Source organism: Alloalcanivorax marinus, from assembly GCF_016785095.1.
Taxonomy (GTDB): domain Bacteria; phylum Pseudomonadota; class Gammaproteobacteria; order Pseudomonadales; family Alcanivoracaceae; genus Alloalcanivorax; species Alloalcanivorax marinus_A.
In genome coordinates this window covers 1-22,845 of record NZ_JAEKJB010000002.1, presented here as the reverse complement: position 1 = coordinate 22,845, position 22,845 = coordinate 1, and the positions used below count along the sequence as shown (strand labels likewise).

The following is a 22,845-nucleotide window of genomic DNA, read 5'->3' as shown; positions in this document are numbered from 1 at the left end:
CCGCTTCCTACAGGGGCAGGCCGAGCCGCTTGGCCTCCAGCCGGCGCAGGAACTCCAGCATGATCTGGCGGTACAGATCCTCGCCCAGCCACAGGTCCTCGACGCCAGCGTCCACGTTGGGGTTGTCGTTCACCTCGATCACCACCACCTCGTCGCCGGACTGTTTCAGGTCCACGCCATACAGGCCGTTACCCATCATCCGCGCCGCCTTGAGGGCGGTGCGCAGCACCTTGGGCGGCACGTCGCGCACCGCCAGGCTGCGAAAGCCGCCGGAGCTGGTCTTGCCACCGTCCTTGTGGTGGTAGATCTGCCAGTGGCCCTTGCTCATGAAATACTGGCAGGCGAACAGCGGCCGGTTGTTGAGCACGCCGATGCGCCAATCGTAATCGGTGTACATGAAGGCCTGGGCCAGCACCACCGCGGACTGCTTGAGGTACTGGCGCAGGGCGTCACGCAGGGCGTCGCGATCGACCACCTTGCTGATGCCCCGGGAAAAACTGCCGTCCGGAATCTTGAGCACCATGGGCAGCCCCAGTTCGTCGATGAGACGTTCCACCTGGGCATCGGAATCGTCGAACACGAAGGCGGTGGGCGGCACCGGCACTTTGTTGGCCTGCATCAGTTCCGCCAGGTAAATCTTATTGGTGCAGCGCAGGATCGAGCCGGGGTCGTCGATCACCACCATGCCTTCCTGCTCCGCCTTGCGGGCGAACTGGTAGGTGTGGTGGTCCAGGCCGGTGGTTTCGCGGATGAACAGGCCATCGTATTCGCCCAGCCGCGCGTAATCGTCGCGGTCGATCGGCTCCACCTTGATGCCCAGTTCGCGGCCAGCCTTGATGAAACGCTTCAGGGCGGTCTTGTTGCTGGGCGGCAGGACTTCCCGTTTGTCCACCAGCATGGCCAGCTCATAGCGGTCGCCACGACGGCGGCGCGGGTTGCGCCAGACGCGTGCGTCGAAGCGCTCCAGGGCACGGGCAAAGGCGTCTTCCTCATCGCCCTTGAGCTGCTTGAGACTGACCGTGCGAATCGATTCCAGAATCCACTGGTCGTCGCGGCGCCGGAACGCCACGCGCAGGATCGGGCACGGCAACTGATCGAAAATCTGCCGGCCCAGCTCCGCCAGGCCTTCCTGTTCAGTGTGGCCGAAATACAGAGTCAGGGTGAGCCGGGTGGCGTCCTCGCCCTGCTTGCCCGGGGCACGCTTCCTGATCACCCGGTCCAGGGCATTCTCGAAGTGGCCGAAGTGCAAGCCGTAGAGGGCCTTGCGGCTGAGGTCGTTGACGGTGCGCACCGAGGGCATCACCCGCTGGCCACGGGCCTCCGCCAGCAGCGAGCAGTAGTAGCCCGGCGACAGGTACTTGTAGCCCCGACACAGGTTGATCACCTGCACTTTCTTGTCGGTGCACACCGGCGTCGCCGCCTGCAGATAATCGCGGGCGGCGAGCAGATGGCGGGTGGGGTAATAGGCGGCCCAGTCGGCCGGATCGTCGACCAGGATGATGACCTGACTCATGGTGCCCGGATGGCCTCGCGTAAGGGGTGGTCCGGCGCACTGTATGCCAGGCCCGGCGGGCCGACAATCACTTTCGCGCCGGCCCGGCCGGGCCCGCGACTCAGGGGTCGCCGTACTGGCCGCCGTAGCTTCCGGCTTCGCCGTTTTGGCCGGTTTTTCCGGCGTTGCCGGGGTGGCCGGCTTTCTCCAGCGCGTCCTGTACTTCCGGCGGCATATAGGTCTCGTCGTGCTTGGCGAGCACCTCGTCGGCCTCGAACCGGTCGCGGCTCACCAGGGTGCCATTGGCGACCACCCCCTGCCCTTCGCGGAACAGGTCCGGCAGGATGCCCTGGTAGTGAATATCGAAGGTGCCCTTGCCATCGGTGACCGCGAAGGTCACGTCCAGGGTCTGGGGATCACGGCGTACCGAGCCTTCCTCCACCAGCCCGCCGACCCGCATCTTGGTGCCCACCGGCGCCTCGCCGCTGACCACCTGTTGCGGGGTATAGAACAGATTGATGTTCTGGCGCAGGGCGTAGACCGCCAGCCCCACGGCGATGGCCAGGCCGACCAGAATGGCCAGCACCACCATCAGACGTTGCTTACGAACCGGATTCATCAAGGTGCTCCGAAGAGGTTGCGTTGTCGCGGGCATCGCGGCGCGCGCGGCGCGCCAACTCGGCGCGCACCCGTCCCTGCTGGCGCAGCGCGAGCAGCATGTTGGCGGTGATCAGGAGTGCGCTCAATCCGTAGGCGGTCCAGACATAGAAGCCGTGCCGGCCCATGGCCAGGAAGTCGGCGAAGCTGTCGAAATACATGGCTATCTCCCGCCCTTGCCGTCGCCCGGCGCCACCAGCTTGCGCACCCAGCCGCTGCGCCGCTCGCGGCTGAGCACCTCGGCGCGGGCGCGGATCAGCACGTTGGCGGCGTACAGCAGCCACAGGCCCAGCATGCTGATCAGCAGCGGGTATTTCATGGCATCGTTGATGGACGATTCGCCCACCATCTTCAGGGTGGCGCCCTGATGCAGGGTCTGCAGCCACTCCACGGAATACTTGACGATCACCACGTTGATCACCCCCACCACCGCCAGCAGCGAAGCGGCCCTGGCCGCCTGGCGCGGGTCACGGATGGCGCTCTGCAGAGCGATGATGCCCAGGTACAGGAACAGCAGGATCAGCATCGAGGTCATGCGCGCGTCCCACTGCCAGTAGGTGCCCCAGGTGGGCTTGCCCCAAAGCGCGCCGGTGATCAAGGACACCGCCGCCAGCACGGCGCCGAACGGCGCCAGGGCCTTGAGCATCACCTCCGCCATTTTCATGCGCCAGACCAGCGCCACCAGGCCGGCCACGCCCATGGCGATATAGCCCATCAAAGCGCCGCTGGAGGCGGGCACGTGAATGTAGATGATACGGTAACTGTCGCCCTGGTAGCGCTCCACCGGCGCCCAGGCCAGGCCCCAGGCCAGCCCCACCACCAGCACCACCAGAGCGATGGGCACCAGCCAGGGCAGCACGGCGTTGCAGAAGCCGTAAAAGTAGCGCGGTGAACCAAGCTGGTGGTACCAGCGTTTAATTGTTTTCCACATAAACGATCATCACTTCGTTCGATACAGGATTCAGGATGCAGGATACAGGGGCGCGAGTTCTTTCATCCTGTAACCTGCATCCTGTATCGCGCCCGCAGGGCGTTAATCTCCGGCGCTGATGCGCAGGCCCAGCGCCACGGCCACCGGCCCCAGGCTCAGCGCCAGCGCCAGAATCGCGCCCAGCACCGCCAACAGCCCGTCGGTGGGCAACCCGTCCTGGGCGGTGCGCACCACGCCGGCGCCGAACACCAGCACCGGGATGTACAGCGGCAGCACCAGCACCGCCAGCAGAATACCGCCACGGTTGAGCCCCACCGTGAGCGCGGCGCCGATGGCGCCCACCACGGTCAGGGTCGGCGTGCCCAGCAGCACGCTCACCATCAGCGTGTCCAGCACCGCCACCGGCAGTTGCATCATGTAGCCCAGCAGCGGCGCGATCAGCGCCAGCGGCAGGCCGGTGAGCAGCCAGTGCGCCAGCAGCTTGGCGCTCACCGGCACCACCGTTACCACGGGGGCCGTGAGCATCTGGTCCAGGGCACCGCTTTCCTGGTCACGGCGGAACAGGCCATCCAGGGACAGCATCACCGCCAGCAGGGCCGCCACCCAGACCGCCCCGGGCGCCACCAGGGCCAGCAGCTCCGGCTTCGGCGACAGCCCCAGCGGGAACAGGCTCACCACCACCACGAAGAAGAACAGCGGCTGCACCATGTCCGCGGGCGCCCGCCAGATCAAGGTCAGCTCACGGCGCAACGACGCCCACCAGATGGCGCTCATGCCAGCACCTCGGCGCCGGCGCCACTCAAGTGCAGGCGGTGCACGTCCTCGCCCACCCGGTGGTGGGAGGTGTACAGCACCAGAGTGCCGGCGGCGGCGGCCTCGCGCAGGCGCGCATCCAGCCGCGCCACACCGTCCTGGTCGATGGCGGTGAAGGGCTCGTCCAGCACCCAGACGCGCTTGTCGCCCAGCCACAACCGGGCCAGGGCGATGCGCCGCTTCTGGCCGGCGGACAACCGCCCGGCGGGCACGTCCTCGAAGCCGTACAGGCCGAGCGCGTCCAGGGCCGCGTCCACGTCGCCGCTCTGGCCCGCCAGGGCCTGACTGTATCGGAGGTTTTCCCGGGCGGTGAGTTCCTCACGCACGCCGGGCTGATGGCCCAGATAAAGCAGCGATGGCGCCAGCGGCCCGTCCCAGCGCACCTCGCCTTCGTAGAAACCATGCAAGCCCACGAGGATTCGCAAAAGGGTGGTCTTGCCGGCGCCATTGGCGCCGGTGATTTGCCAGATCTGGCCGTCGTGGGCGGAAAAATCCAGGTCCCGGAACAGCATCCGGTCATCCCGCTCGCAGCTTAAACGGCGCACTGTGAGGCGTGGCGCAGTGATAGTCAGAACCTCCCTGAATCGGCGCGGCAGTATAGCATGGCGATAGCGCCCCGGATGCCCCGTGGCCTTGACCCAGATCGGATTCGGGGCGCCCCGGACGAGGGCGCCCGATTTAGGCTAGACTAGGGCGCCCTGTTCCGCGCCGAAAGGATTCCGACCATGCGTTTCCCGACTCTCCGTGGCGCCGCCGGTGCCCTGTTCGCCCTGCTGCTCACCGCCTGCGGCGGCGACGACCGCCCCCTGGCCACCGTCGACCAGGTGGACCTGCAACGCTACGCCGGCACCTGGCATGAAATCGCCCGTTTGCCGCAATGGTTCCAACGCGGCTGCTACAACTCCACGGCCACCTACGAACCCATGGACGACGGCGGCCTGCGCGTGATCAACCGTTGTCAGCGCAAGGACGGCCCCAGCGTCGCCGAGGGCGAAGCCCGGGTGGTGCCGGATTCCGGCAACGCCAAACTCAAGGTGCGCTTCGACAACTGGTTTTCCCGGCTGCTGCCCCGGATCGCCGAGGGCAACTACTGGATCATCGCTCTCGACAAGGATTACCGGACCGTGGTGATCGGCGAGCCGGGCCGAGAATACCTGTGGATTCTGGCCCGGCAACCGCGCCTGCCCGAGGATCAATATCAGGCCCTGGTGTCCAGCGCCCGGGAAAAGGGCTTCCCGGTGGACGAACTCGAGCGCAACCGCGACCTGGTGCCGACCTCCCCGGCCCCGGCGGAAGGCTGAAACGGACCCGGAGATTCCCATGGCGGTGGAGATCGAACGTAAATTCCGCGTCACGCGCACCGACTTTCTCGACGGCCTGGACGGCGAACGCCTGGTGCAGGGTTACCTGAGCCATGCCCGCCAGGCCACCGTGCGGGTACGGGTGCGCGATGACCAAGCGTGGCTCACCATCAAGGGCGAGACCCACGGCGCGCGGCGCAGTGAATTCGAATACCCGATTCCGGCGGACGATGCCCGCGCCATGCTCGAGGAAATGTGCCCGGAAGGGGTAATCGACAAAACCCGCTACCGCCTGCCCCTGGACGGCCACGTCTGGGAGGTGGACGTGTTCCATGGCGACAACGAAGGCCTGGTGGTGGCGGAAATCGAACTGCGGCACGAGGACGAAGCCTTCAGCCACCCTGGCTGGCTGGGCGAGGAGGTCACCGAGGACCCGCGCTACTACAACAGCGCCCTGAGCCGCAGCCCCTATGGCCGCTGGTAACGTGCAGTACATCCTGTGGCGTCAGGACGACAACGGCAATCTGTTCGTGATGCAGCGCTTCCACTCCCGCGACCAGGCCGAGCGGGTCTGCGAACGCTACCGCAAACGTGGCCACAAGCAACTTTACTGGGTCAAACCCCTGGCGCCCCAGGGGCCCTCCTGAGGGCGGCCCTCAATCGGCCCGCTTGATGCCCGACAGGTTCTGAAAGCACAAGGTGCGCGCGGTCTCCATGAACTCCTGAATGAACGGCACCGACTCATCACCATCGCGCACCGCCGCGTATAGAGTGCGCCAAACCCCCGCTTCGCCAAGCCGCGCCGCCTCCACCAGCTTGAGATCCAGGTACTCGGTGAGCGCCCAGTTGGGCAGCGCCGCCACGCCCCGCCCGGCGGCCACCAACTGCACCATCATCGGCGTCAGCTCGGCGGTGCGCACCGACGCCGGCGCCACCCCGGCCGGGTCCAGGAAGGCGGTGAACACATCCAGCCGTTCATGCTCCACCGGGTAGGCAATCAGCACCTGGTCGGCCAGTTCCTCCGCGCTGACGAAACGCCGCTGCGACAATGCCGACCCGCGCGCCACCGCCAGCACCAGCTCATAGCGGAACAACGGCAGATAGCGCACCGCCTCGTCACCGACCGGATCGGAAGTGATCACCATGTCCAGATCGCCGCGCACCAGGGCGCTCTGCGGCGTGAAGCTGAAGGCGGCGGACAGATCCAGCTCCACCTCCGGCCAGCCTTCCCGGAACCGGTCCAGCGCCGGCATTAGCCACTGGAAACAGGAGTGGCATTCGATGGCGATATGCAGGCGCCCGCTGCGACCGGCGGCCAGCCGCCGCAACTCGGTCTCGGTGCGGCGTACCAGCGGCAACACCTGGGTAGCCAGCTCCAGAACCCGCTGCCCCGCCGGCGTGAAGCGGATCGGCCGGGTACGGCGCACGATCAGCGACACGCCAAGCCGGTGCTCAAGATCCTTGAGCTGATGGGACAGGGCGGACTGGGTCACATGCAGCCGCTCGGCGGCGTCCACCAGGCTGCCGGCCTCCTGAATCGCCAGCAGGGTGTTCAGATGGCGCAGCTCCAACATGAGAAATCCTCATATTAAAAATTAGGAATTTGATTTTGTCTCATGTAGCACCGCCACCACAATAGCGCCATTCAAATCGAAAGGACGCCATCATGACCCGTTTACACAACCTCGGCTTTCCGCGCATCGGTGCGCGCCGGGAACTCAAACAGGCGCTGGAGGCCTACTGGGCCGGCACCCTGCAGCAGAGCGAACTGGAACACGTGGGCCGCAGCCTGCGCGAACGCCACTGGGCGCTGCAGGCCGAGGCCGGTGTCTCACCGGTGCCGGTGGGCGATTTCGCCTGGTATGACCAGATTCTGGAATTCTCCTGCCTGCTGGGCGTGGTCCCGGCGCGCTTCAATCACGGCGCCGACCAGCCCGTGGATCTGGACACCCTGTTCCGCATGGCCCGGGGCCGTGCCCCCAGCGGCACGCCAGCGGCGGCCTGCGAGATGACCAAGTGGTTCGACACCAACTACCACTACATCGTGCCGGAACTGGCGGCGGACCAGAACTTCCGCATCGCCCGGGGCAGCCTGTTCGAGCAGGTGCAGGAAGCCCGGGCCCTGGGTCACGACGCCAAGCCGGTGATCCCCGGCCCGCTCACCTACCTCTACCTGGCCAAGGGCGAGGCGTTCAACGGCGCCGCCGACAGCGCCAAGCTGGCCCTGCTGGAACGGCTGGTGCCGGTGTACCGGGACATCCTGCGGCGCTTCGCCGACCAGGGCGTCGCCTGGGTACAGATCGACGAGCCGATCCTCGCCCTGGACCTGCCCGACGACTGGCAGCGCGCCTACCTGCGCGTCTACGACAGCCTGGCCGGCGCCAGTGACCTGAAACTGCTGGTGGCCACCTACTTCGAAGGGCTGCGCGACAACCTGTTCACCGCCCTGCAACTGCCGGTGGCCGGCCTGCACCTGGATCGGGTGCGTGGTGACGACGACCTGCAACAGGTGCTGCCACGGCTGGGCGACAAAGTGCTGTCCCTGGGCGTGATCAACGGTCGCAACATCTGGCGCGCCGATCTCGACGCCCTGCTGGAAACCCTGGCGCCGCTGCGTGATCAACTGGGCGACCGGCTGTGGCTGGCACCCTCCTGCTCGCTGCTCCATGTGCCCGTGGACCTGGACCAGGAAGACAAACTCGACGACGAGCTGAAGAGCTGGCTCAGCTTCGCCAAGCAGAAGCTGCAGGAACTGGCGGTACTGCGCGGTGCCCTGGACGGTGACGACAGCGTGCGCCCGGCCCTGGAAGCACAACGGGCCGCCGTGGCAGCCCGCGCCACCTCGCCGCGCATTCACAACCCGGCGGTGGCCGAACGCCTGGCCGGCGCCGACCGCCTGTCGCGGGATCGGCTGAGCCCGTTCGCGCAACGCATCGGCAAGCAGCAAGCGGCGCTGAACCTGCCCGCCTACCCCACCACCACCATCGGCTCCTTCCCGCAAACCCCGGAGATCCGCGCCGCGCGCCGGGACTGGAAGGCCGGCAAGCTCGGCGACGCCGACTACCATCAGCGCATGGAGCAGGAAATCCGCCGGGTGATCCGCTACCAGGAACAGGTGGACCTGGACGTGCTGGTGCACGGCGAGCCGGAGCGCAACGACATGGTGGAATACTTCGGTGAACTGCTGGAAGGCTTCGCCTTCACCCGCTTCGGCTGGGTGCAGAGCTACGGCTCGCGCTGCGTGAAGCCGCCGGTGATCTTCGGCGACGTCAGCCGCCCGCGACCGATGACCGTGGAATGGCTGCGTTTCGCCCAGTCACTGACCGACAAGCCCGTAAAAGGCATGCTCACCGGGCCGGTAACCATCCTCCAATGGTCGTTCGTGCGTGACGACCAGCCGCGCCAGGCCACCTGCCGGCAAATCGCCCTGGCCCTGCGCGACGAAGTCCAGGACCTGGAAAAAGCCGGTATCGGCGTGATCCAGATCGACGAACCCGCGTTCCGCGAAGGGCTGCCGCTGCGCCGGGAAGACTGGCGCGCCTATCTGGACTGGGCGGTGGACTGCTTCCGCCTGGCCACCGTGGGCGTGGCGGATGAAACCCAGATCCACACCCATATGTGCTACTCGGAGTTCAACGACATCATCGAGGCCATCGCCGCCTTGGACGCGGACGTGATCACCATCGAAACGTCCCGCTCCAACATGGAGCTGCTGGAAGCGTTCCAGAACTTCGAGTACCCCAACGATATCGGCCCCGGGGTCTATGATATCCACTCCCCCAACGAACCGGCGGTGGACTGGATGGTGGATCTGATGCACAAGGCCGCCGACCGGCTGCCCAAGGAACGGCTCTGGGTGAACCCGGACTGCGGCCTGAAAACCCGCAAATGGGAGGAAACCGAAGGCGCCCTCGCCAACATGGTCCAGGCCGCCAAGCAACTGCGTGCCGGCTAAGCGAGCCGGCCTATCCGCGCTCCCGGCGACCATCGCCGTGGGCGCGGGTAAGCGCGCGTTACGATGAGGTGGTGATTACGGGGCCGTGCCAGGTACATCGCGGCTGAAGCCGCTCCTACAGCAGGAGGCCACCACGTAGCGTCTCGTCGCGGCTGGAGATAGCAACAAAAGCCGGCGAGCCACCTACTGAATGCTGATCAACGCCCGCAGATCCTCGGCGATCTGGTCCACCGGCTGATCATCACGCATGAACACCCGTATCCTGCCCTGACGATCAAAGCCGTACATGGCCGTGCCGTGGTTGACCAGATAGTTACCGTTATCGTCCGGCTCGCCGTAACTGTAGGCGGTACGATAACGCTTGGTAAGCGCATCCAGGGTCTTCTTGTCACCGGTCAGGCCATCGATCCTCGGGCTGAAATATCCGGTGTATTTAGCCAGCAACTCCGGACTGTCACGGCGCGGGTCCACACTCACGAACAGCACCCGAACCTGCTCGCGCTGCTCCGGCGACAACTGCTTAAGGGCCTGGGCCAGAGCGGTCAGCGTGGTCGGGCAATAATCCGGACAATGGGTATAACCGAAGAACAACACCACCGCCTCGCCCCGATAACGGGCCTCGGTCACCGTTTCACCGTTCTCGCCGGTCAGCGAGAATTCCAGCTCCGGCATCAGGCCACTGATGTCCTTGCCATTGAACTCCACGCCCGAGGAATCACACCCCGCGCTGACCAGCATCGCCAGGGCGAGCAACGCGGCAAGAATGGAACGGACCATGTCAGCCTCCTTTTTCACTGTCGTAACGCAGGTATAAACGCAACACCACCAGGGCGCCGAGAATCGTCATCATGGCGGCGGGAATCCAGGTCAGAATGCCACCGAGCACCTGGTCCGTGGCCGGGTCCATGGCGAACGCGCGACCACACACCGCGTAAACGTCATAGAGCCCCGGTTCGGCGAAGGTAATGTAGGCGCCCAGCAGAATCTGCGGAAACAGCGCCGCCACCAGCATCAGAAAACGCACTCCGAACCGGGACGTACCGGCCCGGTCCGGGTCGCGGGGGTCCAGGATCACCAACCAGAAGATCACGCCATCCACCAGCATGGACCAGTTCATCAGTTCGTAAAGCCGCAGGCTGAGCATGGCATCGAAATGAATCGACGGCGTCAGCCAGAAGAAGATCAGGCCGACGAACAACACCGTGGCCACCACCGGATCGAACAGCACCCGGCGCACCGGCCGGAACGCCGCCGCCAGCCGGGGAAAGCGCCGGTCGCCGGCGCTGGCGGCGAATACCGGCAACGGGTTGGCCAGGGCGATCAGAAACGCCCCCAGGTGATGCAGCACCAGATGCTGGCCCCGGTGCACGAAAAACATGTAGCGCGAATAGTAATCGAACTGGGTGTGCATCACCCCGTAACACAGCAGCACCCCCAGAAAGAACGACAACGCCCGCCACGCGGAAGGCCGCTCGCCCACCGCCACCAGACGACGCCAGCCCACCAGGTAAGTCACCACCGCCACCAGAAACAGCAGCACGGTGACCGGAGACAGGATATAGGGCGTCAAGGCGCCCGACAGGGTTTGCAACATGAACAGGAACGGGCCTTCACCGTGAAGGGCCGGCGCCACCGGCCCGGATCGCGGCGCCAAGGGTGCGCCGCCGCCGGGCCGGCGTCAAGGCGGCCAACGCGGCATTTCGCCACGCCCAGGCCTCGACCTCGGGCCCTTAGGGCGTAATGGTGAAACGCAACACACCGATGATCTGGTTCTTGTCGGTGCGCACCTCCACCCGCCAGTCCCCCACCGCCGGTGCCGGCAAATGGGCCTTGTGCGACCAGGTTCGATAGCCCTCCCGGCGGCCGCCGGTGAGATGCAGGCCGATACGATCCACCCGCTCACCGTCGTGATACCAGTAGTGGCTCACCGGCTGGCCCAGCCCCAGGGGCGCGCGGATCGCGGTATAGGCATAGAGCCCGTCATCCAGCTCCGCCGCCGAAAACCGCTGGCCGGTAACCAATGGCTCCCGACTGGCCCGGTTGATACTCGCCGCCATGGCCCGCTGCTCCAGGGACAGGGTCAGCGGCGGCACCAGGGGCGCCCCCCAGAACGGCACCGTGGCGATGGCGCCGGAAAACACCACCAGCAGCACCCAGCGGTAGGCCGGCCGGGGCCCGCCCACCCGCCAGAAGCTGGGCAGCGCGAACAGAGCGGTGAGCAGCGCGGCGCCGTCCAGCGCGTAGTTGGTGGGCCATTTAAAGATCAGCGGCAACAACACCAGCAACGCCACGAACAACGCCCAAGCATGGAAGCCGAAGTACAGAGCGCGATGGCCGGCGAGCCGGAAATACAGCGGGTCGACGATGCTGACCAGGGCGGCGGTGATCACCAGGCCGGTGAACAGGAAGTACTCCGCGCCCCCGGACCACTGCAGAATCACGAACGGCAGGCTGAAGAAAAAGGCCTCCTGGTGCACGCCCTGCAGCATCAGCTTGAGCGCGCCCTGGGCCAGCGGCTCCATGGCCCCGCCCCGGAAACGGCGCAACCAGAAGTTCTCGGTGAGCAGAACCAGCCAGGTGCCGACCAGAATGGCGGTGAGCACCGCCGCCAGCCAGGGCTTGCGTTCCACCAGGAAGTAACTGGCCAGGCCCAGGGAGAAGCTGCCCACCGCCCAGAGGTGGCGAAGGCGGTAGAGAAGCGTGTTGAAGCGTTCCAGCCATCGGGCTTGCATGGTTGTTAAGGGTCCTGGGTCGTGGGTGGTGCGTGTTCGAGGGCTCAGGCTACCGGATGGTTTCGTGGGTGGCTTGTAAAAAATGGGGTGGGGCTGTTGTAGGGGGGCTTCCGCCGCGATGGGGGTGGGTGGGGTGGGTGGTCTGGTTTGTCGTTGGGGGTGGAGGGTTTCAGAGGGGCGCCTGGCTTTGCTTCGCTCGCCGGGCTTGGGGTTTGGCGTTGGTGGGGGCTGCGTGGGGAGGTGGGTTTCAGGGGGAGCCCGGCTTTGCTTCGCTTGCCGGGCTTGGGGGTTTGGCGTGGTGCTATTCGGAGGGGTACCGGGGAGGATTGGCTCGCGGCTACGCCGCTCGGGGCCTCGCCCCGTCGCCGCTTTGCGGCGACGCCCTGCGCCGGCCCTTTGGGCCGGCTTGTCGAACCCGGGGGGTTCTCTAAATACTTCCTCGGTATGCCATCTCAAACGAAAAGGCCCCGCTCCTTTTGGGAGCGGGGCCTTTTCGTTTGAGATGGCGCACCGGGGAGGATTCGAACCCCCGACCTCCTGGTTCGTAGCCAGATGCTCTATCCAACTGAGCTACCGGTGCGGGCTTGGCGGCGTTGCCGTCAAGAGGCGCGCATTATTCCCAATACCCCGGGTCCAGTCAAGCCACGGGCGGTGAATTCTTGCGCAAACGAAACGGAAAACCGCATTCAGTCGTCGTCGGTTTCCATTTGTTTTTGCAGATAATTTTCCTGGCCGACCTTGTCCATGAGCTCCAGCTGGGTTTCCAGCCAGTCGATGTGCTCTTCCTCGGAGTCCAGGATGCGGCGCAGCAGGTCGCGGGAGATGTAGTCGCGCACGGATTCGCAGTACTCGATGCCATCACGCAGATCGGGCACGGCCATTTGCTCGAGCTTGAGGTCGCATTCGAGCATTTCCCGGGTATTTTCGCCGATCATCAGCTTGCCCAGGTCCTGCAGGTTGGGGACGCCTTCCAGGAACAGAATACGTTCACACAGCCAGTCGGCGTGTTTCATCTCGTCGATGGATTCGTGGTATTCCTTCTCGTACAAGGCGTGCAGGCCCCAGTCCTTGTACATCTTGGCGTGCAGGAAATACTGATTGATGGCGATGAGCTCGTTGCTCAACGCCCGGTTGAGGTGCTCCAGGACCTTCTTGTCGCCTTTCATGGTGCCTCTCCATTGCCGGGGAATTGGGGAACGCGCCCATTGTTGTGCAACAGGCCGGCCCCGACAAGGGCTCGCGACAAAAAAAACCAGTAAATACAACTAGTTATATAAATGAGAATCAGTCTTTACTGACATCCGGCGGGCCCGTCCCTGGCTTGGCTCGCTACCGTTTACGGTATCGTGCCTGGCTGGGCGGTCGCCGTGGCCCGGGTGGTTCCGAAGCCGGCGCGGTTCAGGCGGTCCGTGGCCAGAACTGCACGACTTCACCCCGGCCGGGGGAGAGAGAAGAGGTCGCTGGCATGGCGCTACGGGTATCACGCAATACCTGGCGGGCGTGCCGTGCACATTTGGCACACTGACTGCCAACCCCAAGTTCCCGACGAAGATCACGCAGGCTGTCGCAACCGCTTTCGGCTGCTTCCCGTATTTGGCTGTCAGTGATGCCGTTGCAGAGACATACGTACATAGCTACGCCTACTCCTCAATCTCGAAAAGCAGGTTAACCCTAATGCGAATTATTATCAACACCTTTCGGCGCGATCCGTGGCGGGGGTCAAAAACGCCGCCGCCCCCGGGATCGGGGGCGGCGGCGGGGCTGGTTCCGGTATCCGGTCAGCTCTGCTTGGCCGGGCTGGTACGGGCCGTGGACTTACGAGCCGCGCTCTTCTTGCCAGCGGTGCTCTTGCGCGCCGTGGTCTTCTTGGCGGCGGTTTTGCGGGCCGGGCTCTTGCGCGTGGAAGTCTTCCTGGCCGCGCTCTTGCCTGCGGTGGATTTCTTCGCGGCGCTCTTCTTGGCGGTGGCTTTCCTGGCGGTGGCTTTCTTCGCCGTGCTCTTCTTGGCGCTGCTCTTCGACTTGGCGGCGGCCTTGCGCGCGGCGGTCTTGGCTTTCTGTTCCGCCTTCTTCTGAGCGGCCTTGGCTTTCTTGGCCAGCTTGCGCTCGTACTCACGCATCTTGGCGGACAGATTGCGCTGAGCGGTACGCAGCTTTTTCTTCTCGCGGGTAACCACTTTCTTCGCCGCCTGAATCTCGGCGCGAATCAGTTTGCTTTCACCTCGCAGGTCCTGAAGTTTGAGCCGCTGGGTATTCATGCGACCGCGAGCGGTATCCACGGCACGCTTGGCGGCGGCGGTGGCCTTGCCCTTTACCTTGTCGCGCTTGGCGGCGAGGTCGGTACGCAATTTACCGAGCTTGCCGTTTTCGGTATCGACCTTCTTCTTGTGGCGATCGAGTCGGGCTTCCGCCTGGTCGACTTTTTTCTCCGCCTGGGTAACCGCCTTTTCCTGAAGCTTGAACTTGGCTTCGGCGTTGCTTACTGATTTCGGAACCGCCGGTGCCTTGCTGGCGGTTTGTTTGCGCGCCGTGGTCTTGGCGGCGGTGGTCTTGCGAGCGGTCGTCTTCTTACGCGTCGCTCGCTTAGTGGCTGCTTTCTTTGCTGCTCGGGCCATGATCGATCTCCTAATCTATGACGTCGTTTTTCTGCGACAGTCGGAAAGTAGCACAAAAAAAATTACGTTGGTACATTATTTGACCAGCAGCCGGCACGAATAAGTAAAAAATAAAAAAGAACCACTTTTTTGTCGGCGAAAAACAAAAAAGGGGCGCTCCATGAGTCGCCCCCTTCCAATCCATCGACATACGTTTTTCAGTTTCGCGGTAAGGCCCCCGCTATGATTCGTTCCAATGCATCGATGTGCGTGGGGCGCGCGTTCAAGGCGGGAATATAGGCAAACGATTCCCCCCCCGCGTGCAGAAAGATCTCGCGATTTTCCGAATCGATCTCCTCCAGAGTTTCCAAACAGTCGGCGGCGAAACCCGGGCACACGACCTGCACCGAGCGCACGCCGGCGGCGCCCCACTCTTCCAGGGTTTTATCGGTGTAGGGATTCAACCATTCCTGCGGTCCGAACCGCGATTGAAAGGTCACCGCCCAGGCATCGTTGCTCAGGGACAGTCGCTCGGCGATACGCGCCGCCGATTGCAGACACCGCTCGCCGTAGCGATCACCCAGTTCCTGGTAACGCTTGGGGATACCATGAAAGGAGAACAACAGCTTCTCGGCCTCGCCGTGCTGCTCACGGAAATCGCGGATGCTATCGACCATGGCATCAAGCCAGGCCGGATGTTGCCAATAATCCTTGATCAGCGTGAAGCCCGGCACTTCACGACGGCCCCGTGCCCAGTCGGCGAGCACATCGGCCACCGCTCCGGTGGTCGAGCCGGAATACTGTGGATAGAGAGGCAGAATCAAAAGATGATCGTGGCCGGCGTCGGCGAGCTCGTCGAGCACCGCGGGCATGGCCGGATAGCCGTAGGTCATGGCGTGGCGGACGGTAACGTCGAGGCGTTGGTCCAGGGCTTGGGCCTGTTGCTCGGAGACTTCGCGGATCGGTGAGTCGTCACCCCAGATCGAGGCATAGAGGCCGGCCACGCGTCGCGGCCGGAAAGGCAGAATAAACAGGCGCAGCACCCAGAACCAGACGAAGCGCGGCGCTTCCACCACGCGCGGATCGGACAAGAACTGTTTGAGATAGCGGCGCACCGCGCCCGACGTGGGGGCGTCGGGGGTGCCAAGGTTAACCAGCACCACGGCGGTTTTTTTAGATGTCATACAGGCAAGCCTCCTAGTGTGCGACCACGGCATCCAAACCGATCCAGGATCAATGATAGGTGAGCGACGCGGCGCGGTCAGCGGGTGGCGGCGAACGGGACGGCTTTAATCACGATAACGAGACCGAAAAAAAGGGAAGCCGAAGCTTCCCCTTTTATCTCGTCGCGATGACCGCGGCCTCAGCCCTTGAGCTTGGCCATGATCCGCTGACGGATGTCCTCGACGCCGCCGACACCGGCCACGCGCACATAGGTGGGCGCGTTGGGCTCGCCGCTGTCCGCGATCTTCTGGTAGAAATCCACCAACGGGCGGGTCTGCTCCTGATACACCTCCAGGCGCTTGCGAACCGTGGCTTCCTTGTCGTCGTCACGCTGCACCAGCTCCTCGCCGGTCTGGTCGTCCTTGCCCTCTTCCTTGGGCGGATTGTGCTTGACGTGGTACACGCGACCGGAAGCCGGGTGCACGCGGCGACCGCTGAGCCGCTCGATGATCTCTTCGTCGTCGACGTCGATTTCGACCACGAAATCAATATTGATACCCCCATCCACCAGCGCCTGGGCCTGGGGAATGGTGCGCGGGAAACCGTCGAACAGGAAACCGTTCTTGCAATCGTCCTGGGCGATGCGTTCCTTGACCAGGCCGAGAATGATGTCGTCGGAAACCAGGCCACCGGCGTCCATGACCTTTTTCGCTTCCAGTCCCAGGGGCGTGCCTGCCTTCACCGCGGCACGGAGCATGTCGCCGGTGGAAATCTGGGGAATGGAAAATTCGTCCTTGATGAACTGCGCCTGAGTGCCCTTACCCGCACCGGGCGCGCCAAGCAGGATGACACGCATAGACTTCTCCGAATTGCCGCGAATGGGAAGGTTCCCCCTCTCCCGAAGGGGGACGACTTTACCGTGCGGGTCGGGCTGGCACAAGGGCGACCTTGGTACCATCGCCGCCCGCGGGGCCGCTCAGGGCGCCAGTGTCAGCCGCGCCGCCGGGCTCTCCCCAAGCGCCAGCGGCACCGGTTCGGTGCCCAGCCGCGCCTGTTCCACATTGGAGCCCGGCGCCGGCGTATAGCGTGCCGCCACCCGCAGGACCTCCAGGTTTTCCGGGTAACCCTGCAGCCAGTCCGACGGCGTCAGGGTCACGGTAACGGGAAACGATTCCACCAGCACGCGGCGCGCCGCCAACGGCTGGCCGCCCTCGCCCTGACGGCGCAGGAACACGAACAGGGTGCCGCCATCGGGCAGATCCGGGGCGTCCACGGTAACGCTCAGATTGGCCAGCTTGTCACCGCGCTCCTTTTGCTCCTCGGCGCGGGCCAGCCCCTGGCGAATCAAGCGGCCGGCTTCGCCCTCGCCGTGGCGCGCCAGCAGCGCGCGCCAGGATTGCGCCGCCAGGTCGAAACGGCGCGCTTCGGTGGCGGCCATGGCGCGCAGCATCAAGGCGCCGTCATGCTGGGGCTGGTCATCCAGCACGCGCTGGATCTGGGCATCGGCTTCGTCGCTGAGCCGGCCCTGGTTCTGGGCAATCATGCCGCGCGCCAACAACAGGCGGGCGCCGTCGTCGTCCGGGTCCAGCGCCAGGGCGCGACGGGCCGCTTCCTGGGCCTGGGCCGGCGCGCCAAGCTGATCGTAGAGCAGGCCGAGGGTGTACCAGCCCGGCTGGCTCGGGTCCCGGGCCAGCCGCGATTGCAGCACCCGGGTGAGCGCCTGGGCGGAGATGTCGTGGTCGTTCTCGCTCGGGCCCTCGCCGCGAATCACGCGCCGGGCAACGTCATCGTAGCGGTTCTGCTCGGCGAGCCAGCCGGCGGTTTCCGGGTGCAGCCCCAGGGTCAGATAGCCCAGCCCGGCCAGCACCACCACCAGCAGCGGCAGCGCCAGGCCCCGCCAGGACACCGGCTCGCCGGCGCGCAGCCGCTCGCGCCGCCACAATCCGAAACACACCAGAACCGCCAGCAGCAGCACCAGCGGCAGAATCACGAACAAAGTCATTCGGGGTCGTCCTCCTCCACGCGACGGCTGGCGCGGCGGGCCAGCAACAGAATGCCCAGGCCACCCAGGATCAGCAGCGACACCGGGCCCACCCAGAGAATGGCGGTGCGTTCGTTGACCGGCGGGCGGTAACTGACGAAATCGCCGTAACGGGCGACGAAGAACTCAACGATCTCCTCGTTGCTACGGCCATCGCGAATCATGCGCGCCACCCGCTCGCGCATATCCCGGGCGATCTCCGCGTCGGAGTCGGCGATGCTCTGGTTCTGGCACTTGGGGCAGCGCAGTTCCTCGGTGAGCCGGTGGAAACGGTCCTGCTGGGCGGTGTCGTCGAACTGGTAGATATCAATGGCGGCCCGCAGCGGCGCCGTCAGCAGCAGGGTCAGCAGAACCAGCGCGCGGATCATCACGGGCCTCCCAGCGGATTGCCCGCCTGGCGCAGTACCGGCGCGAACTTTTCGTCCCAGGCGCGCTGGTTCATCTCGCCCACGTGGCGCAGCACGATCTCCCCGCGCGGATTGATCAGGAAGGTTTCCGGAGCGCCGTAAACGCCCAGGTCCAGCCCCAGCTGGCCATCGGCATCGACGATCACCTCGGTGAAGGGGTTGCCGTAGCGGGCCAGGTAGTCGCGGGCCTTGTCGTCCTCGTCCTTGTAGTCCATGCCGACAATGGGCACGCCGCGTTCCGCCAGTTCCAGCAGATAGGGGTGCTCCACATAGCAGGTAGGGCACCAGGTGCCCCACACATTGAGCAGTTGCCACTGGCCGTGCAGCCGCTCCTCGCTGAGAGTGTCGCCGGACAGCAGCGACGGTTTGGAGAACTCCGGCACCGGCTTGCCGGCCAGCGCCGACGGCAGCTCCTCCGGATTGCGGCCCAGGCCGCTGGCAAGCAGGATCGCCAGGGCGACAAAGCCGACCAGCGGCACGAACACCCACAGGCTGGTGGTCTTCTTACTCATAGGCCGGTTCCTCCTCGCGGCGACCGATCTTCTTGCGATAGCGCGCGTCGGTGAGCGCCAGACCGCCCCCCAGAGCCATGATCAGCGCGCCCAGCCAGATCCACCGCACCATGGGCTTGTAGTAGATGCGCACGGCCCAGGCGTCGCCCTCCAGCGGTTCGCCCAGGGCCACGTACAGATCACGCATCAGCCGACCGTCGATGGCCGCCTCGGTCATTACCTGGCCGCTGGCCCGGTAGGTGCGTTTCTCCGGGTTCATCTCGGTGACCACTTCACCATCGCGGCTGACCACGAAGTGGCCCTTGCGGGAATCGAAATTTGGGCCCCGATAGGCGCTCAACTGGTCGAATTCGAAGCGGTAGCCACCCACCTCGGCCACGTCGCCGGGGGCCATGCGCACGTCGCGCTCCACCTCGTGGTAGCTGACCACGGTGATGCCGGCCACCAGCACCGCCAGACCACAATGGGCCAGCACCATGCCATAGTAGCCGCGCCCAAGCTTGCCCAGGCCAACCGCCAGCCCCTGACCATAGGCCAGCGCCCGGCGCACCAGGTCGTCCAGATGGGCGAGCACCACGAACAGCGCCAGCATGATCGCCAGTGTGCCCACCCAGGGGGTGTCGCCGGGCAGCCGTGAGGCCAGGAAACCGGCCACCAGGGCCGCCGGCACCAACCACAGCAGGCGGCGCGCCACGGCGCCGCCGTCCTGGCGCTTCCAGTTGCTCATCACGCCGGGCACCAGCAACACCATGAGCAGCAACGCCAGGGGCACGAAGAAGCCGTTGAAATAAGGGCTGCGGATCGAGACCTTGATGTCCAGCGCCTCGCCGAGCAGCGGGTAAAGCGTGCCCAGCAGTACCGCCGAGGCGGCCACCAGCAGCATCAGGTTATTGCCCAGCAGGAAGGTCTCCCGGGACATCAGCTTAAAGCCGCCCTTGCCTTCCAACTGCCCGGCGCGCAGCGCGAACAGGGTCAGCGCGCCGCCGGCCACTACCGCCAGGAACGCCAGGATGAAGGCGCCCCGGCTGGGGTCGTTGGCGAAGGCGTGCACCGAGGTCAGCACCCCGGAACGGACCAGGAAGGTGCCCAGCAGGCTCAGCGAGAACGCCACGATGGCCAGCAGCACGGTCCAGGCACGGAACAGGTTGCGCTTCTCGCTCACCGCCAGGGAATGAATCAGGGCGGTGCCGGCCAGCCAGGGCATCAGCGAGGCGTTTTCCACCGGGTCCCAGAACCACCAGCCGCCCCAGCCCAGCTCGTAGTAGGCCCACCAGGAGCCCAGGGCGATGCCGACGGTGAGAAAGCACCAGGCCACGGTGGTCCAGGGCCGCGCCCAGCGCGCCCAGGCCGGGTCCAGGTTGCCGGCCATCAGCCCGGCGACGGCGAACGCGAAAGCCACCGAGAACCCCACGTAGCCCATGTACAGCATGGGCGGATGGACGATCAGGCCCGGGTCCTGGAGCAGCGGGTTAAGGTCGGCGCCGTCGATGGGGAACCACGGCAGGGAGCGGTCAAAGGGGTTGGAGGTGAGCAGCATGAAGGCCAGGAAGCCCACCGCGATCATGCCCATGACCGCCAGCACCCGGACCACCATGTCCAGAGGCACCTTGCGGCTGAACAGACCGACCAGCGCGGTCCAGCCGCCCAGCATCCAGGCCCACAGCAGCAACGAGCCCTCATGGCCGCCCCAGATCGCCGACAGGCGGTAGCCCAGCGGCAGCTCGGAGTTGCTGTGGTTGGCCACGTAGGTGATCGAGAAGTCGTTGATGTAGAAGCCGTAGCCCAGCGCCACGATGGCCACCGTCAGGGCCAGCCACTGCAGCCAGGCCAGGGGCCGCGCGTACTGCTGCCAGGCCACCACACGGCGATGGACGCCGATCAGGGGAAAGATCGCCAGGACCAGGGCCGTCGCCATGGCCACCCACAGGGAAAGATGTCCGATTTCCGCCGCCACTTGTACCTCCGGCTGGTATGCGCGCGCGCATCATCGACGGAGCACCGCCGCTTTGCAAGCCCGCCTTCACGCCCCCACGCCCGATCCCGGCATGCCTTGACCGTGGACATATTTTGAGACGCTTACCGTTCGTCCCTGGTGAAAGCGCTCTGCTACCATGTCAAATTCGTGAAAGGTCGACACGGTGTAAACTAAGAGTCATCCGGCAACCCTATACTGTTAACCCGGTTCGCGTCGGTCCCGCCGGGGGCCGCCCGCTGCCGACCCGATTTACGTGGAGTCAAAGGTTTGAATCCTAGCAATCCCAACGACGGCAACGTCGACAGACAATCATCCTACTCACGCGAGGACCTGCTCGCCTGCGCCCATGGGGAGCTGTTCGGCCCCGGCAACGCGCGCCTGCCGCTGCCCAATATGCTGATGATGGACCGCATCGTCCACATCGCCGAGACTGGTGGCAGCTACGGCAAGGGTGAAATCGTGGCGGAATTGGACATCCATCCGGACCTTTGGTTCTTCCAATGCCACTTCGAGAGCGATCCGGTGATGCCGGGCTGCCTGGGCCTGGACGCCACCTGGCAGCTGCTGGGCTTCCACCTGGGCTGGCTCGGCAACCCCGGTCGCGGCCGCGCCCTGGGCGTGGGTCAGGTGAAGTTTTCCGGCCAGGTGCTGCCCACCGCCAAGAAACTCACCTACCGGATCAATATCAAAAGAGTGATCGCCCGCAAGCTCACCATGGGCATCGCCGACGCCACCGTATCCGTGGACGGCAATGACATTTATCAGGCCGACGACCTGCGGGTGGGCCTGTTCACTTCGACGGAAGGTTTTTGAGCGCGGCCGCGTTGAAGACGACCCTGTTATCTTGATGGAGCACTAGTATGCGACGCGTTGTGATTACCGGCATGGGCATCGTTTCCTGCCTGGGCAACGATGCCGATACCGTATCCCGGGCCCTGCGAGAGAGCCGCTCCGGCATCCGCTTCAAGGAAGCCTATAAGGAAATAGGCATGCGCAGCCAGGTGGCGGGGACGCCTGAAATCGACCTGGATGAACACATTGACCGCAAGCCACGCCGCTTCATGGGCGACGCGGCCGCTTTCGCCTACGTGGCGATGCAGAATGCGATCGCCGACGCCGGCCTGGAGGCCGACGAGATCAGCAATGAGCGCACCGGCCTGATCGCCGGGTCCGGCGGCCATTCCTCGGAAAACCAGGTGGCCGCCGCCGACATCGCCCGCGAGCGCGGCGTCAAGCGCGTGGGCCCGTACATGGTGCCCCGGGTGATGGCGAGCACGGTGTCCGCCTGCCTGGCCACGCCGTTCAAGATCAAGGGCGTGAACTACTCCATCGCCAGTGCCTGCGCCACCAGCGCCCACTGCATCGGCAACGCCGTGGAGCAGATCCAGCTTGGCAAGCAGGATATGATCTTCGCCGGCGGCGGCGAGGAGGAACACTGGACCCTGAGCTGCCTGTTCGACGGCATGGGCGCCCTCTCCACCAAATACAACGACACTCCGGAAACCGCCTCCCGGGCCTATGACGCCAGCCGCGACGGCTTCGTCATCGCCGGCGGCGGCGGCATGGTGGTGGTCGAGGAACTGGAGCACGCCAAGGCCCGCGGCGCGCGCATTCTCGCCGAGGTGGTGGGCTATGGCGCCACCAGCGACGGCCACGACATGGTGGCCCCCAACGGCGAGGGCGCGGCACGCTGCATGCGCCAGGCGCTGGCCAACGTGGACGGCACGGTGGATTACATCAACGCCCACGGCACCAGCACTCCGGTGGGTGACGTGGCCGAGTTGAAGGCGATCCGCGAGGTGTTTGGCGACCAGGTGCCCGCGATCAGCTCCACCAAGAGCCTCACCGGCCACAGCCTGGGCGCCGCCGGCGTTCAGGAAGCGATCTACTGCCTGCTGATGATGCGCGACGGCTTCCAGGCCGCTTCCGCCAACATCACCGAGCTGGACGAGCTGGCCGAGGGCCTGCCGATTCTGCGTGAAACCGTGGAAACGCGACCCGAGCTGGTGCTCAGCAACAGCTTCGGCTTCGGCGGCACCAACGCCTCCCTGGCGCTGAAACGCTGGGAATGATCCGAGCATCGCCTCGAACACAAAAAAGCCCGCCAATGGCGGGCTTTTTTGTGGGCGGGTGGTTGGTTGATCGCGGCTGAAGCCGCTCCTTGTGTCTCTCCGCAGGGAGATGATTAGCTACCATCCCCTGTCAGCCCGGTGGCAACCCGAGTCGCTCCTGAGGTCCTTGAACCTGTGCCGTAGATCGGACCACCGGGCTGTT

The 22,845-nt window shown here is 65.2% G+C and carries 25 protein-coding genes and 1 tRNA gene; 6 read left to right on the top strand and 20 right to left on the bottom strand.

The genetic code is table 11. The features are described from left to right. Positions 1 to 7 precede the first annotated feature (7 nt). The 6 genes from JF515_RS01955 to ccmA all read right to left on the bottom strand — a co-directional run bounded on the left by JF515_RS01955 (position 8) and on the right by ccmA (position 4,405). Positions 8 to 1,513, bottom strand: coding sequence for a RimK family protein (locus JF515_RS01955; protein WP_203100474.1), 1,506 nt, complete (start codon positions 1,511 to 1,513; stop codon positions 8 to 10). Positions 1,514 to 1,613: 100 nt separating this feature from the next. Continuing rightward, positions 1,614 to 2,111 (bottom strand): cytochrome c maturation protein CcmE, encoded by a 498-nt coding sequence (gene ccmE / locus JF515_RS01950; protein ID WP_203100472.1) that lies wholly within the window; start codon positions 2,109 to 2,111, stop codon positions 1,614 to 1,616. Continuing rightward, complete coding sequence (gene ccmD / locus JF515_RS01945) at positions 2,095 to 2,310, bottom strand: heme exporter protein CcmD (RefSeq protein WP_203100470.1); 216 nt, start codon at positions 2,308 to 2,310, stop codon at positions 2,095 to 2,097. Before ccmD ends, ccmE begins: the two co-directional genes overlap by 17 nt. A 2-nt stretch (positions 2,311 to 2,312) precedes the next feature. Then, positions 2,313 to 3,080, bottom strand: coding sequence for a heme ABC transporter permease CcmC (ccmC, locus tag JF515_RS01940; RefSeq protein WP_203100468.1), 768 nt, complete (start codon positions 3,078 to 3,080; stop codon positions 2,313 to 2,315). Between the two features lie 102 nt (positions 3,081 to 3,182). After that, positions 3,183 to 3,854, bottom strand: coding sequence for a heme exporter protein CcmB (gene ccmB, locus JF515_RS01935; RefSeq protein WP_203100459.1), 672 nt, complete (start codon positions 3,852 to 3,854; stop codon positions 3,183 to 3,185). After that, a complete protein-coding gene (gene ccmA / locus JF515_RS01930; protein ID WP_238400797.1) occupies positions 3,851 to 4,405 on the bottom strand; it encodes a cytochrome c biogenesis heme-transporting ATPase CcmA in 555 nt (184 codons plus the stop codon). Before ccmA ends, ccmB begins: the two co-directional genes overlap by 4 nt. A 213-nt stretch (positions 4,406 to 4,618) precedes the next feature. Between ccmA and JF515_RS01925 the strand changes: the two genes are divergently transcribed. Genes JF515_RS01925 through JF515_RS01915 form a run of 3 tightly spaced genes read left to right on the top strand, consistent with a single transcriptional unit; the run spans position 4,619 to position 5,841 of the window. Next, positions 4,619 to 5,194 carry a lipocalin family protein gene (locus tag JF515_RS01925; protein WP_203100457.1) on the top strand — a complete coding sequence of 192 codons (576 nt, stop codon included), beginning with the start codon at positions 4,619 to 4,621 and terminating at the stop codon, positions 5,192 to 5,194. Positions 5,195 to 5,213: 19 nt separating this feature from the next. Beyond that, the gene (locus tag JF515_RS01920) at positions 5,214 to 5,678 is read left to right on the top strand and encodes a CYTH domain-containing protein (RefSeq protein WP_203100455.1); all 465 of its coding nucleotides are present in this window, start codon (positions 5,214 to 5,216) and stop codon (positions 5,676 to 5,678) included. After that, a complete protein-coding gene (locus JF515_RS01915) occupies positions 5,665 to 5,841 on the top strand; it encodes a hypothetical protein (RefSeq protein ID WP_203100453.1) in 177 nt (58 codons plus the stop codon). Before JF515_RS01920 ends, JF515_RS01915 begins: the two co-directional genes overlap by 14 nt. A 9-nt stretch (positions 5,842 to 5,850) precedes the next feature. Here JF515_RS01915 and JF515_RS01910 read toward each other — a convergent pair whose 3' ends face one another. Further along, positions 5,851 to 6,768 (bottom strand): LysR family transcriptional regulator, encoded by a 918-nt coding sequence (locus JF515_RS01910; RefSeq protein WP_203100451.1) that lies wholly within the window; start codon positions 6,766 to 6,768, stop codon positions 5,851 to 5,853. 92 nt (positions 6,769 to 6,860) lie between these two features. On the opposite strand from JF515_RS01910, the gene metE reads away from it, so the two are divergent. Then, entirely contained in the window at positions 6,861 to 9,149 is a 2,289-nt protein-coding gene (metE, locus tag JF515_RS01905) for a 5-methyltetrahydropteroyltriglutamate--homocysteine S-methyltransferase (protein WP_203100449.1), read from the top strand. Between the two features lie 183 nt (positions 9,150 to 9,332). Here the strand turns inward: metE and JF515_RS01900 are convergent, their stop codons facing one another. The 13 genes from JF515_RS01900 to JF515_RS01840 form a co-directional block, all read right to left on the bottom strand. Then, positions 9,333 to 9,926, bottom strand: a complete 594-nt coding sequence (locus JF515_RS01900; protein ID WP_203100447.1) for an SCO family protein — start codon at positions 9,924 to 9,926, stop codon at positions 9,333 to 9,335. 1 nt (position 9,927) lies between these two features. Then, complete coding sequence (locus tag JF515_RS01895) at positions 9,928 to 10,803, bottom strand: cytochrome c oxidase assembly protein (RefSeq protein ID WP_203100445.1); 876 nt, start codon at positions 10,801 to 10,803, stop codon at positions 9,928 to 9,930. Between the two features lie 76 nt (positions 10,804 to 10,879). Next, positions 10,880 to 11,881: a DUF5924 family protein gene (locus tag JF515_RS01890; protein ID WP_203100443.1), complete on the bottom strand. Its 1,002-nt coding sequence runs from the start codon at positions 11,879 to 11,881 to the stop codon at positions 10,880 to 10,882. 503 nt (positions 11,882 to 12,384) lie between these two features. Continuing rightward, a tRNA-Arg gene (locus JF515_RS01885) sits at positions 12,385 to 12,461 on the bottom strand. Between the two features lie 106 nt (positions 12,462 to 12,567). Then, complete coding sequence (bfr, locus tag JF515_RS01880) at positions 12,568 to 13,047, bottom strand: bacterioferritin (RefSeq protein WP_194296652.1); 480 nt, start codon at positions 13,045 to 13,047, stop codon at positions 12,568 to 12,570. 232 nt (positions 13,048 to 13,279) lie between these two features. Then, positions 13,280 to 13,513, bottom strand: coding sequence for a bacterioferritin-associated ferredoxin (locus tag JF515_RS01875; RefSeq protein WP_203100441.1), 234 nt, complete (start codon positions 13,511 to 13,513; stop codon positions 13,280 to 13,282). 146 nt (positions 13,514 to 13,659) lie between these two features. Continuing rightward, positions 13,660 to 14,493 carry a hypothetical protein gene (locus JF515_RS01870; RefSeq protein ID WP_203100439.1) on the bottom strand — a complete coding sequence of 278 codons (834 nt, stop codon included), beginning with the start codon at positions 14,491 to 14,493 and terminating at the stop codon, positions 13,660 to 13,662. Between the two features lie 197 nt (positions 14,494 to 14,690). Continuing rightward, entirely contained in the window at positions 14,691 to 15,656 is a 966-nt protein-coding gene (gene hemH / locus JF515_RS01865; RefSeq protein ID WP_203100437.1) for a ferrochelatase, read from the bottom strand. Between the two features lie 179 nt (positions 15,657 to 15,835). Beyond that, entirely contained in the window at positions 15,836 to 16,492 is a 657-nt protein-coding gene (adk, locus tag JF515_RS01860; protein ID WP_203100435.1) for an adenylate kinase, read from the bottom strand. Between the two features lie 120 nt (positions 16,493 to 16,612). Further along, entirely contained in the window at positions 16,613 to 17,638 is a 1,026-nt protein-coding gene (locus JF515_RS01855) for a tetratricopeptide repeat protein (RefSeq protein ID WP_238400796.1), read from the bottom strand. Continuing rightward, positions 17,635 to 18,045, bottom strand: a complete 411-nt coding sequence (locus JF515_RS01850; RefSeq protein WP_203100433.1) for a cytochrome c-type biogenesis protein — start codon at positions 18,043 to 18,045, stop codon at positions 17,635 to 17,637. Before JF515_RS01850 ends, JF515_RS01855 begins: the two co-directional genes overlap by 4 nt. Beyond that, positions 18,045 to 18,596 (bottom strand): DsbE family thiol:disulfide interchange protein, encoded by a 552-nt coding sequence (locus JF515_RS01845; protein WP_203100431.1) that lies wholly within the window; start codon positions 18,594 to 18,596, stop codon positions 18,045 to 18,047. Before JF515_RS01845 ends, JF515_RS01850 begins: the two co-directional genes overlap by 1 nt. Further along, positions 18,589 to 20,550, bottom strand: coding sequence for a heme lyase CcmF/NrfE family subunit (locus tag JF515_RS01840; protein WP_203100430.1), 1,962 nt, complete (start codon positions 20,548 to 20,550; stop codon positions 18,589 to 18,591). Before JF515_RS01840 ends, JF515_RS01845 begins: the two co-directional genes overlap by 8 nt. A 288-nt stretch (positions 20,551 to 20,838) precedes the next feature. On the opposite strand from JF515_RS01840, the gene fabA reads away from it, so the two are divergent. Both fabA and fabB read left to right on the top strand, forming a co-directional pair. Next, positions 20,839 to 21,384, top strand: a complete 546-nt coding sequence (fabA, locus tag JF515_RS01835) for a 3-hydroxyacyl-[acyl-carrier-protein] dehydratase FabA (protein ID WP_203100428.1) — start codon at positions 20,839 to 20,841, stop codon at positions 21,382 to 21,384. 47 nt (positions 21,385 to 21,431) lie between these two features. After that, the gene (fabB, locus tag JF515_RS01830; protein WP_203100426.1) at positions 21,432 to 22,643 is read left to right on the top strand and encodes a beta-ketoacyl-ACP synthase I; all 1,212 of its coding nucleotides are present in this window, start codon (positions 21,432 to 21,434) and stop codon (positions 22,641 to 22,643) included. The last annotated feature ends 202 nt before the right edge of the window (positions 22,644 to 22,845 follow it).

Coding starts and splice junctions, on each gene's coding strand:
- JF515_RS01955 (WP_203100474.1), bottom strand. CDS start 1,513: ATGAGTCAGGTCATCATCCTGGTCGACGATCCGGCCGACTGGGCCGCC.
- ccmE (WP_203100472.1), bottom strand. CDS start 2,111: ATGAATCCGGTTCGTAAGCAACGTCTGATGGTGGTGCTGGCCATTCTG.
- ccmD (WP_203100470.1), bottom strand. CDS start 2,310: ATGTATTTCGACAGCTTCGCCGACTTCCTGGCCATGGGCCGGCACGGC.
- ccmC (WP_203100468.1), bottom strand. CDS start 3,080: ATGTGGAAAACAATTAAACGCTGGTACCACCAGCTTGGTTCACCGCGC.
- ccmB (WP_203100459.1), bottom strand. CDS start 3,854: ATGAGCGCCATCTGGTGGGCGTCGTTGCGCCGTGAGCTGACCTTGATC.
- ccmA (WP_238400797.1), bottom strand. CDS start 4,405: ATGCTGTTCCGGGACCTGGATTTTTCCGCCCACGACGGCCAGATCTGG.
- JF515_RS01925 (WP_203100457.1), top strand. CDS start 4,619: ATGCGTTTCCCGACTCTCCGTGGCGCCGCCGGTGCCCTGTTCGCCCTG.
- JF515_RS01920 (WP_203100455.1), top strand. CDS start 5,214: ATGGCGGTGGAGATCGAACGTAAATTCCGCGTCACGCGCACCGACTTT.
- JF515_RS01915 (WP_203100453.1), top strand. CDS start 5,665: ATGGCCGCTGGTAACGTGCAGTACATCCTGTGGCGTCAGGACGACAAC.
- JF515_RS01910 (WP_203100451.1), bottom strand. CDS start 6,768: ATGTTGGAGCTGCGCCATCTGAACACCCTGCTGGCGATTCAGGAGGCC.
- metE (WP_203100449.1), top strand. CDS start 6,861: ATGACCCGTTTACACAACCTCGGCTTTCCGCGCATCGGTGCGCGCCGG.
- JF515_RS01900 (WP_203100447.1), bottom strand. CDS start 9,926: ATGGTCCGTTCCATTCTTGCCGCGTTGCTCGCCCTGGCGATGCTGGTC.
- JF515_RS01890 (WP_203100443.1), bottom strand. CDS start 11,881: ATGCAAGCCCGATGGCTGGAACGCTTCAACACGCTTCTCTACCGCCTT.
- bfr (WP_194296652.1), bottom strand. CDS start 13,047: ATGAAAGGCGACAAGAAGGTCCTGGAGCACCTCAACCGGGCGTTGAGC.
- JF515_RS01875 (WP_203100441.1), bottom strand. CDS start 13,513: ATGTACGTATGTCTCTGCAACGGCATCACTGACAGCCAAATACGGGAA.
- JF515_RS01870 (WP_203100439.1), bottom strand. CDS start 14,493: ATGGCCCGAGCAGCAAAGAAAGCAGCCACTAAGCGAGCGACGCGTAAG.
- hemH (WP_203100437.1), bottom strand. CDS start 15,656: ATGACATCTAAAAAAACCGCCGTGGTGCTGGTTAACCTTGGCACCCCC.
- adk (WP_203100435.1), bottom strand. CDS start 16,492: ATGCGTGTCATCCTGCTTGGCGCGCCCGGTGCGGGTAAGGGCACTCAG.
- JF515_RS01855 (WP_238400796.1), bottom strand. CDS start 17,638: ATGACTTTGTTCGTGATTCTGCCGCTGGTGCTGCTGCTGGCGGTTCTG.
- JF515_RS01850 (WP_203100433.1), bottom strand. CDS start 18,045: ATGATCCGCGCGCTGGTTCTGCTGACCCTGCTGCTGACGGCGCCGCTG.
- JF515_RS01845 (WP_203100431.1), bottom strand. CDS start 18,596: ATGAGTAAGAAGACCACCAGCCTGTGGGTGTTCGTGCCGCTGGTCGGC.
- fabB (WP_203100426.1), top strand. CDS start 21,432: ATGCGACGCGTTGTGATTACCGGCATGGGCATCGTTTCCTGCCTGGGC.